We start from the raw sequence: 13,075 nt of genomic DNA, 5'->3' as shown, positions 1-13,075 counted from the left end.
AGCCTATCACGAAACTATGCCGCTGATTGAAGACCATCAGTTGCAAGAAAAGCGTGGCGATATCGTTGGCCCCGTTTGCGAAACAGGCGACTATCTTGCCCGCAACCGCCGGTTGCCAGAAGTCAAAGAGGGCGACTATATCGCCATCATGAGCGCCGGCGCTTATGGCGCGGTCATGTCCGGCACCTACAACACGCGCCCCCTATGCGCCGAAGTGCTTGTTGACGGTGACCGCTACCATGTGATCCGCGAGCGCCAAAACTTGGACGCGCTGATTAATTTAGACAGCATACCGGAGTGGCTTGAATAGGGAAGCGGGGCATCTGCCCCTGCTCCGGTTATAAGTCCGAAACAGGTGGTTCTGCAGAGAATCCGAGCTTTGAATCGACAAAACCGATCGCTTCATAGAACTCGTGCGCCTGAAGATTTAGCTTTCCAGATTGAAGCATAACTTTATAGCAATTTTGCCGCCACGCGGTTTCAAGAGCCGCATTCAAAACTGCGGAGCCAAAGCCACGTCTTCGAAACGGCGCCAATGTAGCAACAACCTCAATGAGACCATACTGGCGCCCGCGTCGCGTCAGGTTTGGGATTATAGCGAGTGTACATGTGGAAACCAACTGGCCCTCACACTCGGCCACCAACATATTCAGACGTTTATCGGCTAAGATTTCAGCGAAAACTGAATGAAGCTTGTCTTTGTCTTGCCTATGATCTTGATGGGGGAAAACTTCGATCAATGCCAAGATTTTCTCAAAATCGCTGATTAGGGCTGGCCGAACAACTGGTTTTGTTGCGACCATCTCTTGCATTAAACCCCGAACTTCTTCGCCAACGTTTCTTTCACCACTTCACCACCTGCGAGCGCTTCGGCCACTTTGGCGCGAATATCGGCGAGGGTAAACGGTTTTGGCACCACATCATGCACCAAAGCATCAAGCCCATGTGCCCGTTCGCGCTGATCGGCAAAACCGGTCATCAAGAGGATCGTAATGTCTGGATATTGTGCCGCAACGCTGAGGGACAACGCAATCCCGTCCATCACCGGCATTTTGATGTCTGAAAGCAGCAAATCGAAATTGCCTTCATGCTCAAGCACCGCTTCTGCAGCCAAGCCACCATCCTCGGTCACCGTGACATCATGGCCGTCCATTTCCAAAGCGCGGCTCACAAAACCACGAACGCTGGAGTCGTCCTCTGCCAATAAAATCTTTGCCATTGCGCTACTCTCCTGCACTGACTTGGTTGGGCATAGACGGTTTTGACGTGTCATTTTGCCAATCCAAGAATTTTAGTTTTACCCGCCGCACATCGTTTGGTGGTGACGACAGTTCTGCTTTAAAATCAAACAACCCACCTGCCTCAAGCACGGCCAATCCCGGGGTGGTGTTCCACTCATAAATCACGCTCGAATGCTCATCGAGCAGCGCCACACGAATTGGCGGCAAATAGATCATGCGCTCGGTTACATTTTCAATTTTTGCGCGCACCGTCAGCACTTCGTGCCCGTCGCTCCAAACGCGATCTGTTTTCACATCCGCAAATTCAAGCCCCACCACGTTAATCGACTGGCCAAACAATCGATAAAAGCCCGCCATATCGGGGTAGAATTGAACAATGCGGGTGCTAAATCCAAACAGCACAGCAATGAACAACAAGGAGACGCCAAGTGCCCCAAAACTAATGTTACGACGCAATTTGGCCATAGGCAAAGCGCGGGCAATTTCCCGTCGCCGCTTTGCAATTCGCCGCGAGCGCTTCATCCGCTCAATCTGTTGGCGCCGCCGCGCCGCATATGAGGACAACTCAACTTCATTGTCCTCATTGATCGCATTCATCACGTCTTGCGCCGCATCAATGGCGCTCCCCACGGCCGTGCGTGCGCTCATGGAGCCATCATCATCATTGCCAAATGGGTCGTCATCGTCGGGCAATTCAAAATCGCCTATGCGATTCGAATCATCGCCCTCGTCTAATGCTGCATTGTCTTCTTCAGCGGAAAACGCCACATCCATTTCGTCTTCATCGGCGGGCGTTGTTTTTTTGGCCTTGGGTTTTTTCGCTTTTGGTGGCTCATTCAGAGCATCACCCAAAAGGGCACCAAAGTCGTCCTCTACAAGGGCTTGCGCATGCCAAGAGCGCTGACAGTTGGCGCATTGCACAGATCGGCCATGATCGCCGATCGCTTGCGCGGCAACTTCATATCGCGTGCTGCAATTTGGACATACAATTATCATTTAGTGCGAACCGATGCATAACTTCCGCCCCAAATGTAACGCTGATTATGTTAACACTCCGAAAAAACGGACAACGAATAAGCGCCAAATTGTGCATCGCTGATAATATGGTTTCCAAATAGTGATTCGGGAGCAGGTCTTGATTAAGTTTAAAAATGTCGGGCTTCATTATGGGGCCGGGCCAGAGATCTTAAAGAACCTCAATTTCAACATTGATCCGGGGTCATTTCATTTTCTCACCGGCCCTTCAGGTTCAGGCAAAACCTCGCTTTTGCGCCTATTGTTGCTCTCCATGCGCCCCACCGCAGGTGAGATGGAAATGTTTGGCAATAGCACCACAAATTTGAGCAAGGCCGAGCTGATGCAAATGCGACAGCATATTGGCATTGTGTTCCAAGAATTTCGTCTGCTCGACCATTTGACCACATTTCAAAATGTGGCCTTGCCCTTGGTGGTTCGCGGTGAGCCAGAAAGCTCTTATAAATCCAACGTTGAAGAATTGCTCGACTGGGTTGGTTTAGGCCATCAAATGCATGTGCGCCCTGAGCTTTTGTCTGGCGGAGAAAAACAACGCGCCGCCATCGCCCGCGCCGTAATCGCAAAGCCGGATCTCTTGTTGGCAGATGAGCCTACCGGCAATGTGGACCCGGAGTTATCTGAGCGCTTGCTGCATCTTTTTGTCGAACTCAATCGCATGGGCACAACCATTATATTGGCCAGCCACGAATTGCATTTGCTCAACAAGTTCAAGTTTCCGCGTTTGCAACTCAAAGATGGAGGCATCAATGTCTCTAATTAGTCAATTTTTGCCCAAGCCTAAAACCCCGTTTCCCATTGTTCCAATTCAGTCCATTGCCGGGCGCACCTTGGCATTGCTTGTTGCCATCATGACCTTTTTGAGTTGCGTGACCTTTGGCGCTGTATTTTTGGTGCAAAATTCAACCCTTGCATGGTCGTCTGAAGTGGGGCGCGAACTCACCATTCAATTGCAGCAGGTGGAAGACGAGCAAATGTTGTCCGATATCCGCACAGCAATCAGCCTTTCTGAGCAATCACCCGGTGTCGCGCGCGCATTTGAATTGACGATCAAAGACAGCGAAGAATTGCTTAGCCCCTGGCTTGGCGAACAGTTTGACATTAGCGCTTTTGATGTGCCCCGTTTGGTTGTCGTGCAGCTGGCTGACCCGTCAAAATTTGACCTTGAGGCCTTAGAGGCAAAAATTACAGACGCGATCCCCGAGGCCAGCTTAGACACCCACGAATTGTGGCAACAACAACTCAACGCCATGGCAGGCACGGTCGTCCTATCTGGCGCCCTTGCGCTTATTCTCATCCTTACCGCCACAGTTCTTGCCATTGTTTTTGCAACAGCCGGTGCCATGGCAAGCAACCGAGAAATCGTCGATGTTTTGCACTTCATAGGCGCCTCAGACACCTATATCGCTGGCGCCTTTCAAGAACGGTTTTTGGCCATCGGCATGCAGGGTGGTGCGGCGGGTGGCGCAATGGCCATCGTGTTCTTTTTTGTCGCAAGCACCATCACCAGCGCGATTTTGCCGAACCAGAGCGCCACACAAGTTGAATTGCTATTTGGCCAATTCACCCTAGGGTGGCTGGGTCTGTTTGGGCTAATTCTAGTGGTGGTCACTATTGCTATATTGACCGCAATTACGTCTCGGGTCACTGTGCACCGCTTTTTGGCTCAAATCGCTCCCTAATCAAAGGCCCACTTAATGATTATCCAAGCCATCCGCTCGATGATTTTTTACGCGCTGTTTATCGGCTATACTGCAGTGCTTGCCGTTCCGTTTGGCATCTATTCGCTGTTTGGCCCTAAGATGACCGGCTGGTGGGTGGTCAAAGCCTGGTATGTGGGCAATCTGTTTTTGTTGCGCTGGGTGGTTGGCATCAAAACCCAAATCACTGGGCAAGAAAATCTGCCAGATGGCCCTTTTATCATTGCTTCCAAACATATGTCAGACTGGGACATTTTTGCGCTTTTGCCTGCGACCAAAGGGCGGCCAACCTTCATCTCCAAGAAGGAACTCTTGGATATTCCTTTCTTTGGCTGGTGCATGCAAAACTTTCATACCATTAGGATTGACCGCAAAAATGGCGGCGCCGCTTTGCCCCAAATGATCACCCAAGGCAAAGAAGCCATTGCGCGAGACTGCCGGGTGGTGATCTACCCCGAAGGCACACGCCGTCCACCACTGGATGAGCCCAAGTACAAATGGGGCCTCGCCAAAATGTATGAAGCACTTGATGTGCCCGTTGTGCCTGTCGCCCTAACGTCTGGGCTTTATTGGCCGCGCAATTCGCTCATCCTGTGGCCCGGCACCGCTCGCGCCAAATATTTAAAGCCCATCCCTTCTGGTTTGGATTTAGATACATTTCACGAAACCATCCAAGAGCGCATTGAACCTGAAACCACGAAAATGCTGATGGAAGATATCGATAAAGGAATTGCCCGTCCGATCAACAAAGCACTGCAAGCCAGAATTGATGCCCATCGTCGATAAATACACCATATATTGACATCTACCCCTTACAAACCCATATATGTGGTTAGGCGCCGATTGGCGCATTGACAGATGGTGCTATTTGTTCTATTTTTGTTCTTCTTAGAAAGAATAGCTAAGAATCGGGGAATGTAAAATGTCAGAAGCAATTCGGCTAATGAGCCTACCCAATTCCAACCAACTCGTGGATTGGCAGGGCCGTACGGGTCGTGTCTACGCCCTCAAAAGAACCAGTTTGACCGATATGAACATGGCGGGCAACCAGCTCTGCCTTTTGTCCCAACATAGCGATAGCGGCGAAGATGCTTTGTGGGTGGGCACAGGTGATAACCTAATCCATGATGAGCAAAGCCGGCGCGCCTTTTTGAAAGCGGTGCACGTGGCACAAGAGGCTTATGTGCTTGAGCTGGCAGATGATGAAATGCCCCCTTTGACCATGATTTGGGATTTGGAGGCAGCTCACCGAAACCCGGAGCGCCACGCCGCTTAAGATAAAGCGGCCTGATCACCCTTCATCAAAGCATCATGTAGCCATTTCAGACCATCATCTTTGATGTTCATCTCGGCCAGGTGCGCATAAGTATTGATCACATACTCCGGGTTTTCACCCGAATGACCAACACCTTGGCGCACCAATCGCAATTGCTCTTCACGCGGCAAACGCCCCGCATATTGGCGGTGTGTTCTGTCAGCGACGAATGTCAGTGCTTCAACCACTTGCCCATCGGCCAAAGCAATTTTGCGCCAACTCTCCTTATAGACATTATTGCCCTGTTCACGCTCACGCAAATAGGCATGGGTTTCATCCCAAATACCAGGTTCAACTTCAAACGCCATGCCCCGGCATGCGCCGCCTTGATCTAGCCCAAACACCAGACCGGGGTGTTCTTCTGTGCCGCGGTGCGTAAATGAATAAACACACAATTGACGATGCAACCCGCGCACCAAACCTTGCTGCGCTTGCACATAATCAAAGCCAGGGCGCCAAATCAGCGATCCGTAGCCAAACACCCAATAACTCATAATGTGACCATAATTTTCATCAGAAATGAACCTACCTTGAGGTTCTTATAAGACCCAAGAAGCCAAGCGGCAACAACCCGAATTTCACAACACAAGATGCCATTTTGGGTGACAAGCAACCAAAGCCACGCTAGACCGTTTTTATGACCAAATTCAAAGTACTGATCATCACCGTTTTACTCGTCTGCCTTGCCTACACGGCCGCGTGGTTTTATGGCGTAAATCGCCTTGGCAACGAGCTGGATCAGCTGGCAACAGCGGGCGCACAGCCTCAGATTTCATGCGTCAATCGCTCGATTACCGGGTTCCCGTTTCGTTATGATCTGTACTGCGCCAACGCCACGGTGGACGATGGGGATCAGCACATCAGCGTCAAGAACGTCAAAGCAACCGTGCGGGTCTATAGCCCCACCCACATTATTGCCTTTGCCGATGGCCCCCTATTTTGGAAAGACGATTTTAACGGCAGTGAACGCGAACTTGAATTTTCGAGCCTGCAGATCAGTGGCCGGCTAAATTGGAATTTGGAAATCGAACGGATTTCGGCCATTGCCGAAGACCTTAAATTGTCGGACACGGTAATCACCCCCATTCAATTGGCCAATGCCAAGACCATAGAAGCGCACCTTATCGCCACCCAAAATGCAGACACAGGCCTGCAAGCATTCTTTAGGATCAGCGACGCCAACCATATCGATTTGGCCACGCAAAGCGCCAATCTGGCAATTGAACTTGAGGCCACCAACTTAAACCGGGGCATCAACAGCTGGCAATATCCAGACATCTTGCGCCAATGGCAAATGGCCAACGGCGAACTGGTTGTTCATGCCCTTGATTTTTCCGCCAAAGATATGCGCTTCACCGCAAATGGCACACTCAACCTGGACGCCCAAGGCCAACTCAATGGCAAAGTGACCACCCAATCCAAAGGCCTTGTCGAACTGTTTGACCCAGAGGCATATGGATTGTTAGCGCCAACCATTTTTGGTGTGGCCAATGCAGATGGTGAATATAAATCGCTCTGGCAAGCAAGCGCTGGCACAGTGAGTATTGGCGTCGCGCCCCTCTTTTTTGTGCCAGCACTATTTTAGGTATTGCGCAGCGTTCTAAGCCTCTTTTTCAGCTTCCTCGGGCGTAGGCACATGACGGCCAAAATCTGGCGCATCCGTTTCTTGCCCCGCATCAATGATCGAGCGGCGAATATTGCGGGTGCGGGTAAATAGCTCCTCAAGCATTTCCCCATCCCCAAAGCGCACCGCACGTTGCAGCATCGATAAATCTTCAGAGAACCGACCAAGCATTTCCATCACTGCTTCTTTGTTGGTGAGGAAAACATCACGCCACATTTCAGGGTCCGATGCTGCAATCCGCGTAAAATCGCGGAAACCACCGGCCGAGAATTTGATCACTTCAGATTTGGTCACGCTTTCCAAATGGTCTGCAGTGCCCACAATGTTGTAAGCAATTAAGTGGGGCACGTGGCTGGTAATCGCCAAGACCATATCATGGTGCTTTGCGTCCATGATTTCTACGTCGCTGCCAAATGCGCGCCACAGTGCGGTCAATTTGTCCAAGGCCGTTTGGTCAGTGCCTTCAACCGGGGTCAAAATGCACCATTTACCTTCAAACAAAGAAGCGAAGCCCGCTTCTGGACCAGAATTCTCAGTGCCCGAAATCGGGTGACCAGGAATAAAGTGAACATTATCCGGCAAATGCGGCTGTAGCGCTTTAACCACATGTTCTTTTACTGAGCCCACATCCGACACAATTGCACCCGGCTTCAAATGTGAGGCGATGGCTTTACCAATCGCTTCATAAGCACCAACTGGTGCACAAATGATCACTAAGTCTGCATCCTGGACCACAACGGTTGGATCAACAGAATAGCTGTCGCCCAGCCCCAATTCTTCAGCCTTATCAAGCGTTGCCTGTGAGCGGGTTGAAATGGCAACATGGGGCGCGAGCTTTTGTTCTCTAATAGCGCGCGCGATGGATGAGCCAATAAGCCCAATCCCAATTAATGCGATTTTTTCAAACATTTAATTTTCAATTCTTAGTTCAAACTCTGCAGCACCTGCATGAGTTTTTTCATATCTTTTTCATGACCGATGGAAATCCGTAACGCGTTTGGCAATCCATAAGATGCCATTTCACGCACCACCAAGCCCTCTTGCAATAACGCTTCAAAAGCGTCCTTTGCGGTGTGGCCGGGTTCATCGGAGAATTCGGTCAACACAAAATTACCTTGGCTTGGACGCGTGCGATACCAATTGGATTGCAATTCAGCCACCAACATATCGCGCAAACGCTTATTGTGCGCCTTCAACTGCGCGGTGAACTCAACATCGCGCACCGCAGCTTCCGCAGCTTTCATGGCTGCCCCATTCACATTGAACGGGCCGCGTAAACGATTGAACCCATCCATGAAATGATCCGGCCCATAAAGCCAGCCAACGCGTAAGTTCGCCAAGCCGATCTTGGAGAACGTGCGGGTAACCACCACATTTTGATGCGCATCGACCAAATCAATGCCCAACTTATAGTCCGCCGCATCCACATATTCAGCATAGGCCGCATCAATTACCAGCAGCACATTTTTGGGCAAGCCCGCGTGCAACCGATCCAATTCGTCAGCCGTTAAATAGCTGCCCGTTGGGTTGTTGGGGTTCGCCAAATAAACCACCTTGGTCTTTTCAGTCACCGCCCCCAACATGGCATCTACGTCTGTTTTCAAATCGGTTTCCGCCGCAAAAATGGGCGTGCCACCTGCGCCACGTGTCACAATTGGATAGACCAGAAACCCAAACTGGCTCATCACCGCTTCATCACCGGGCTGAAGGTAAAGCTGCGCAATCAGGTGCAACAATTCATCTGACCCGGATCCAACACCAATTTTTTGGGGATCAAGCCCATGCACTTCGCCAATCGCTTCACGCAATTGGGTCGCAGCACCGTCCGGATAAATCGCCAAATTATGTGCATGATATCGATAGGCTTCTTGCGCCTTCGGGCTGGCGCCCAGCGGGCTTTCATTTGCACTTAATTTAATCGGCTCAATACCCGGCGCAGCTTTAGATTTGCCAGGTACGTAAGCAGCGATTTCCAATATGGAGGGATTAACCTCAGGACGGTTTGTCACTTTTACTGCTCGTTTTTTGTTGAACTATATTCGCAGCGCCGCACCTTAATGACAGCAGAGCATTTGCGCAAAGCAAACCAGCATGAATCCGTACGGTTTTTGACCAATTGCCAAGCCTAGTTCTTGTTTGATTGAGCTGGATAGGCCGGCTGGGTCACAAATTCTGGCATTTTCACCAACTGACGGATGCGCCGTTTTCGTGGCACCGCAGGAAACATTTCCTTGCGTGCCCGAACAACCAGTGCCCCAGCAAAGGCCGGACCTGCGAATCGCCCCAAGCCCTCAAAAATGCGTGCGGACTTTAAAAGCGGGCCGAAATTGCTCGGCGGCAAATAGAGGGCTTCACGCCAAATTTCTGGAGTGAAAGAATGGTCTTGTAACAAGCGGTGCAATTGATTGCGTGAAAATGGGTGGCCGTGCCCAAACGGGGTATTATCTCGCTGCGCCCAAAGTCCTCTACGACGGGGCACAACAATGACCAACCGCGCACCAGGCGCTGTGATTCGCCATAGTTCCTGCATCAATTCTTCTGGTTCGCGCGCAAACTCAAATAAATGATTGGCAATCACCAAATCAACCGCACTGTCGGTCAATGGAAGTTCAAGCGGATCAACCAAAGCGGTGCAACTTGGCCCGTCTTTTGGCCAAACTTGCGCTCCCTGTCGAGCCGGCATAAATGCCAACACCCGTTCAGCATTCTGCGTCACCCGCTTCAAATAGGGCGCACTATACCCAAGCCCAAGCACACGATGCCCCGACGCACTATCCGTCATTTGCGCAATCACATCTTGGATCAGACGGCGTGAAATGCGCCCCAACGGTGAGCGATAGAATTGCAGCAATTCGTCAATGGCGACAAACATCAATTATGACTTTCACTTTTGCGCTAGGTGCAGCATGGCACACTATGCATTCATCTTTCGCTTTATTAAAGTCAGAACTCAGAACGCAAACATCAACACCAAGGGTTAGGTTTAAACGCATGTTCAAAATCCATCAAATTCCAGCGTTAGAAACAAATTTTGCCCTAATCCTTGAATGCACCACCACCGGCGAAGTGGCGCTGATCGACGCGCCCGACGCCCCGCCCATCTTAAATGCGTGCAAAGAACTTGGGCTAACCCCAAGCAAAATTTTTGTCACCCACCACCATTGGGACCATGTGGATGGTATTGCCCCTTTGCGTGAGCATTTTGATTTAACCATTTATGGCCCCAAAGCCGAGGCGGAACAAATCGGTCAATTGGATATAGAGGTAGAACCCGGCACGACGCTTGAATTTGGCAATGGCCATCTTAACGTCATTGCCACCCCCGGGCATACTTTTGGCCATATTGCCTATTTCCTCGTTGAACAGCCTACGCTTTTTGCAGGCGACGCGCTCTTTTCTTTGGGCTGTGGGCGCATGTTTGACGGGCCGCCGGACCAAATGTGGGCTGGATTAAAGCGCCTGCGCGAATTGCCCGACGCCACCCAACTTTATTGCGGTCACGAATATACGCTATCGAACGGCGCATTTGCCCAAACCATCGGCCCCACTAACAAGGCTCTTTTGGCCCGGATCGAACAGGCCCAAACACAAATCGACAATGGCCGCCCAACACTGCCCACAACGCTAGGTAACGAAAAGCTGACCAACCCGTTTTTGCGCGCAGATCAAATAGGGATCGCTCAAGCGCTTGGACTTGACGGTTCTAACCCTGTTGCAACTTTTGCCGCCTTGCGGAAAGCTAAAGACCAATTTTAACCATATCGCCCCAATTCTGGGGTTAAAAGTTAACAAATCCTTTATAATTGGCACGCTCATTGCAATAATATGGGTGTGAGCCACCACTTCTGTCCCAAAATGAAACATGGCTCGCTGTTTTTAACGGAGCGCGTCATGAGTTACGACCAAAACGGCACATCTCGACCCAATTCGGCACAAAACCTTCCTTTGGTTTTGGAGCCAGCGCCCCGTCGTCGGTTTTCAAATGCCAATTATCGACCAGATGCGTCCTTTGTTGCCCAAGTGATTGCGGGCAAAACCAACGCCCCCATGTTTCGCGCCAAGCGCCGTGCCAGTGTTGGTGAAGCGCAGACGGCTTATGAGCAGAACAACCAACGCAAAATCATCCGCATGCCCATGGGCTATTTGCGCACGCTAAGCGCTTAAGACGAACATCGGGCCTTCGGCCCAACCATCTCATTGGGCTTTATCGCCGCATCAAACGCTTCGCCGCTCATCAACCCAAGTTCAATCGCTGCTTCGCGCAACGTCTGCCCCTTTTTATGGGCATGTTTGGCAATTTTGGCCGCATTGTCATAACCAATGTGGGGGTTAAGTGCGGTCACCAACATCAATGAATTGTTCAAGTGATCGCTAATCTTATCCCGGTTTGGCTCTATGCCAATCGCGCAATTCCTATTAAAGCTTTGTGCCGCATCAGCCAGCAAGCGCACCGACTGAATAAGATTATAGGCCATCAAAGGCTTATAGACATTTAGTTCAAAATTGCCCTGACTGCCCGCAATCCCCATCGCCGCATCATTGCCCATCACCTGCACACACACCATCGTTAGCGCTTCACACTGGGTGGGGTTCACTTTGCCCGGCATAATCGACGACCCCGGCTCATTTTCGGGCAAGCTCAACTCGCCTAATCCGCAACGTGGCCCAGAGGCGAGCCAACGCACATCATTGGCAATTTTCATGCAAGCCACAGCCAATTGTTTGAGCGCCCCATGGGTGCCCACAAGCCCATCATGCGCGGCCAAATAGGCAAATTTATTGTCCGCTGTTTTGAAATCCAAACCTGTCAGTTCAGCAATTTTTGCTGCCACTTTTGCTGCATAATCCGGATGGGTGTTTAACCCTGTGCCAACCGCTGTGCCACCAAGCGCCAATTGGTGCATTTGCCCCAAGGTCGCCTTGATCGCTTCAAGCGCCAAATCAAGTTGCGCCACCCAGCCGCTCAATTCTTGCCCCAAGGTCAAGGGCGTCGCGTCCTGCAAATGCGTGCGGCCAATTTTCACGATGTCTGAAAAATCTTTGGCCTTTTGATCAAGCACATTGCGTAAATCTGTGATGGCAGGGACAAGCTGGCGCTCGATCATCGTCACCCCAGCAATATGCATGGCGGTGGGAAACGTATCGTTTGAACTTTGAGACTTGTTTACATGATCATTGGGATGGACCGGGGTTTTTGACCCCATCTCACCACCGGCCATTTCAATGGCTCGGTTCGAAATAACCTCATTCACATTCATGTTCGATTGGGTGCCCGACCCGGTTTGCCACACCACTAAAGGAAAATGCTGGTCCAATTTGCCCGCGATCACCTCGTCAGCCGCCGCGCAAATCAAATCCTTGATGTCACTCTCAAGATTGCCCAATTCATGATTGGTCAATGCCGCCGCCTTTTTGAGCACCCCGAAGGCATGGATCACCTCAATTGGCATCTGCTCGATACCAATTTTAAAGTTCATCATGGAGCGGGCGGTTTGCGCCCCATAATAGGCATTGGCGGGCACTTCAATCTCGCCCATTGAATCGGTTTCAATGCGATAGTTCATGCAAACTCCTAATGGCCGCCAAAATTAACGTCGCGTGACGCGGACCGAATGGAAACCGAAAAGCCTGCAACCAAATCCACCAGCGACATGGCCATGCAAGTAAAGAACAAGGAGGTGGCCGCCGCAGGCACCAGCAAGAACTCAACCAAATAGGCAATGAACACAAGGGTTGAAAGCATATGGTCAACAATCGATGCGCTACCCACTTTGGTGGACTTGAGCACCTCAACAAACAAAAGCGCTAGCGCCAACACCACCAGCAAATCGCCAACGCTTAGGGTCCACACAGCCCCCGAAACCATGTCCAAAGACATTACCGGCGATGCCCATCCGTTCGCCTTGTCGCCAACAATGTCGAACGCCACGAGATTGTAAATGAGGAGGGGAAGTGCAAGCAGCGGGATTTTCCAAATCATTGGACTGTCCTTTATGGGATCAAATTGTGCCCTATCATTTCCCTATTCGCGCGACGACGCAAGGCAATTGCAAACCAGAGCAACGCCAATATCCCCTTACGATAGTTTCGTAAGGAGTTTTACAATTTTGCAGACACGCGAGGCGATTAAGGTCTCGTGTTATTTGGTAGTAAGAATGAGACG

At 50.8% G+C, this 13,075-nt stretch carries 16 protein-coding genes and 1 pseudogene; 8 read left to right on the top strand and 9 right to left on the bottom strand.

The genetic code is table 11. From position 1 onward, the window contains the following. Positions 1 to 310, top strand: a pseudogene (locus tag Q0231_RS02595) (diaminopimelate decarboxylase); the annotation flags it as partial. Positions 311 to 338: 28 nt separating this feature from the next. Here Q0231_RS02595 and Q0231_RS02590 read toward each other — a convergent pair. From Q0231_RS02590 to Q0231_RS02580, 3 genes are read right to left on the bottom strand one after another with little or no spacing between them, the layout of a single operon-like run. Beyond that, on the bottom strand, positions 339 to 812 hold the full coding sequence (locus Q0231_RS02590) for a GNAT family N-acetyltransferase (RefSeq protein ID WP_299344707.1): 474 nt from the start codon (positions 810 to 812) through the stop codon (positions 339 to 341). Further along, positions 812 to 1,219, bottom strand: coding sequence for a response regulator (locus Q0231_RS02585; protein WP_299344704.1), 408 nt, complete (start codon positions 1,217 to 1,219; stop codon positions 812 to 814). Before Q0231_RS02585 ends, Q0231_RS02590 begins: the two co-directional genes overlap by 1 nt. Before the next feature lie 4 nt (positions 1,220 to 1,223). Further along, positions 1,224 to 2,237 (bottom strand): zinc-ribbon domain-containing protein, encoded by a 1,014-nt coding sequence (locus Q0231_RS02580; protein WP_299344701.1) that lies wholly within the window; start codon positions 2,235 to 2,237, stop codon positions 1,224 to 1,226. A gap of 139 nt (positions 2,238 to 2,376) precedes the next feature. Between Q0231_RS02580 and ftsE the strand changes: the two genes are divergently transcribed. From ftsE to Q0231_RS02560, 4 genes are all read left to right on the top strand, one after another. Next, entirely contained in the window at positions 2,377 to 3,036 is a 660-nt protein-coding gene (ftsE, locus tag Q0231_RS02575) for a cell division ATP-binding protein FtsE (RefSeq protein ID WP_269395135.1), read from the top strand. After that, positions 3,023 to 3,955 (top strand): ABC transporter permease, encoded by a 933-nt coding sequence (locus Q0231_RS02570; RefSeq protein WP_299344696.1) that lies wholly within the window; start codon positions 3,023 to 3,025, stop codon positions 3,953 to 3,955. The genes ftsE and Q0231_RS02570 overlap by 14 nt, the downstream gene beginning before the upstream one ends. A gap of 15 nt (positions 3,956 to 3,970) precedes the next feature. After that, complete coding sequence (locus Q0231_RS02565) at positions 3,971 to 4,759, top strand: lysophospholipid acyltransferase family protein (RefSeq protein ID WP_299344693.1); 789 nt, start codon at positions 3,971 to 3,973, stop codon at positions 4,757 to 4,759. Positions 4,760 to 4,895: 136 nt separating this feature from the next. Continuing rightward, positions 4,896 to 5,249 (top strand): hypothetical protein, encoded by a 354-nt coding sequence (locus tag Q0231_RS02560; protein ID WP_269395138.1) that lies wholly within the window; start codon positions 4,896 to 4,898, stop codon positions 5,247 to 5,249. Here Q0231_RS02560 and Q0231_RS02555 read toward each other — a convergent pair. Then, a complete protein-coding gene (locus Q0231_RS02555; protein WP_299344690.1) occupies positions 5,246 to 5,782 on the bottom strand; it encodes a gamma-glutamylcyclotransferase in 537 nt (178 codons plus the stop codon). The genes Q0231_RS02560 and Q0231_RS02555 overlap by 4 nt on opposite strands. 143 nt (positions 5,783 to 5,925) lie before the next feature. On the opposite strand from Q0231_RS02555, the gene Q0231_RS02550 reads away from it, so the two are divergent. Continuing rightward, positions 5,926 to 6,873 (top strand): DUF2125 domain-containing protein, encoded by a 948-nt coding sequence (locus Q0231_RS02550; RefSeq protein WP_299344688.1) that lies wholly within the window; start codon positions 5,926 to 5,928, stop codon positions 6,871 to 6,873. Between the two features lie 15 nt (positions 6,874 to 6,888). Here the strand turns inward: Q0231_RS02550 and Q0231_RS02545 are convergent, their stop codons facing one another. The 3 genes from Q0231_RS02545 to Q0231_RS02535 all read right to left on the bottom strand — a co-directional run bounded on the left by Q0231_RS02545 (position 6,889) and on the right by Q0231_RS02535 (position 9,784). After that, on the bottom strand, positions 6,889 to 7,821 hold the full coding sequence (locus Q0231_RS02545; RefSeq protein WP_299344685.1) for a prephenate/arogenate dehydrogenase family protein: 933 nt from the start codon (positions 7,819 to 7,821) through the stop codon (positions 6,889 to 6,891). A gap of 14 nt (positions 7,822 to 7,835) precedes the next feature. Further along, positions 7,836 to 8,921, bottom strand: coding sequence for a histidinol-phosphate transaminase (gene hisC, locus Q0231_RS02540; RefSeq protein WP_299344682.1), 1,086 nt, complete (start codon positions 8,919 to 8,921; stop codon positions 7,836 to 7,838). Between the two features lie 116 nt (positions 8,922 to 9,037). Continuing rightward, positions 9,038 to 9,784 carry a class I SAM-dependent methyltransferase gene (locus Q0231_RS02535; protein ID WP_269395143.1) on the bottom strand — a complete coding sequence of 249 codons (747 nt, stop codon included), beginning with the start codon at positions 9,782 to 9,784 and terminating at the stop codon, positions 9,038 to 9,040. A 119-nt stretch (positions 9,785 to 9,903) separates the two neighbouring features. Between Q0231_RS02535 and gloB the strand changes: the two genes are divergently transcribed. Both gloB and Q0231_RS02525 read left to right on the top strand, forming a co-directional pair. Continuing rightward, positions 9,904 to 10,668: a hydroxyacylglutathione hydrolase gene (gloB, locus tag Q0231_RS02530; protein ID WP_299344678.1), complete on the top strand. Its 765-nt coding sequence runs from the start codon at positions 9,904 to 9,906 to the stop codon at positions 10,666 to 10,668. 135 nt (positions 10,669 to 10,803) lie between these two features. Then, positions 10,804 to 11,076: a hypothetical protein gene (locus Q0231_RS02525; RefSeq protein ID WP_269395145.1), complete on the top strand. Its 273-nt coding sequence runs from the start codon at positions 10,804 to 10,806 to the stop codon at positions 11,074 to 11,076. Here the strand turns inward: Q0231_RS02525 and fumC are convergent. Both fumC and Q0231_RS02515 read right to left on the bottom strand, forming a co-directional pair. Next, entirely contained in the window at positions 11,073 to 12,476 is a 1,404-nt protein-coding gene (fumC, locus tag Q0231_RS02520) for a class II fumarate hydratase (RefSeq protein ID WP_299344672.1), read from the bottom strand. The genes Q0231_RS02525 and fumC overlap by 4 nt on opposite strands. Before the next feature lie 8 nt (positions 12,477 to 12,484). Next, a complete protein-coding gene (locus Q0231_RS02515) occupies positions 12,485 to 12,892 on the bottom strand; it encodes a hypothetical protein (protein WP_269395147.1) in 408 nt (135 codons plus the stop codon). Positions 12,893 to 13,075 lie beyond the last annotated feature (183 nt).

It is taken from the genome of uncultured Maritalea sp., assembly GCF_937139385.1.
In the GTDB taxonomy this organism is placed as follows: Bacteria; Pseudomonadota; Alphaproteobacteria; order Rhizobiales; family Devosiaceae; genus Maritalea; species Maritalea porphyrae_A.
This window is presented reverse-complemented; position numbering and strand designations above follow the sequence as displayed.

What these genes read in the sequence shown, in the direction of transcription:
- Q0231_RS02550 (WP_299344688.1), top strand. Translation starts at nt 5,926, where the DNA reads ATGACCAAATTCAAAGTACTGATCATCACCGTTTTACTCGTCTGCCTT.
- Q0231_RS02580 (WP_299344701.1), bottom strand. Translation starts at nt 2,237, where the DNA reads ATGATAATTGTATGTCCAAATTGCAGCACGCGATATGAAGTTGCCGCG.
- Q0231_RS02585 (WP_299344704.1), bottom strand. Translation starts at nt 1,219, where the DNA reads ATGGCAAAGATTTTATTGGCAGAGGACGACTCCAGCGTTCGTGGTTTT.
- fumC (WP_299344672.1), bottom strand. Translation starts at nt 12,476, where the DNA reads ATGAACTATCGCATTGAAACCGATTCAATGGGCGAGATTGAAGTGCCC.
- Q0231_RS02545 (WP_299344685.1), bottom strand. Translation starts at nt 7,821, where the DNA reads ATGTTTGAAAAAATCGCATTAATTGGGATTGGGCTTATTGGCTCATCC.
- gloB (WP_299344678.1), top strand. Translation starts at nt 9,904, where the DNA reads ATGTTCAAAATCCATCAAATTCCAGCGTTAGAAACAAATTTTGCCCTA.
- Q0231_RS02525 (WP_269395145.1), top strand. Translation starts at nt 10,804, where the DNA reads ATGAGTTACGACCAAAACGGCACATCTCGACCCAATTCGGCACAAAAC.
- Q0231_RS02515 (WP_269395147.1), bottom strand. Translation starts at nt 12,892, where the DNA reads ATGATTTGGAAAATCCCGCTGCTTGCACTTCCCCTCCTCATTTACAAT.
- Q0231_RS02590 (WP_299344707.1), bottom strand. Translation starts at nt 812, where the DNA reads ATGCAAGAGATGGTCGCAACAAAACCAGTTGTTCGGCCAGCCCTAATC.
- Q0231_RS02535 (WP_269395143.1), bottom strand. Translation starts at nt 9,784, where the DNA reads ATGTTTGTCGCCATTGACGAATTGCTGCAATTCTATCGCTCACCGTTG.
- Q0231_RS02555 (WP_299344690.1), bottom strand. Translation starts at nt 5,782, where the DNA reads ATGAGTTATTGGGTGTTTGGCTACGGATCGCTGATTTGGCGCCCTGGC.
- Q0231_RS02570 (WP_299344696.1), top strand. Translation starts at nt 3,023, where the DNA reads ATGTCTCTAATTAGTCAATTTTTGCCCAAGCCTAAAACCCCGTTTCCC.
- Q0231_RS02560 (WP_269395138.1), top strand. Translation starts at nt 4,896, where the DNA reads ATGTCAGAAGCAATTCGGCTAATGAGCCTACCCAATTCCAACCAACTC.
- Q0231_RS02565 (WP_299344693.1), top strand. Translation starts at nt 3,971, where the DNA reads ATGATTATCCAAGCCATCCGCTCGATGATTTTTTACGCGCTGTTTATC.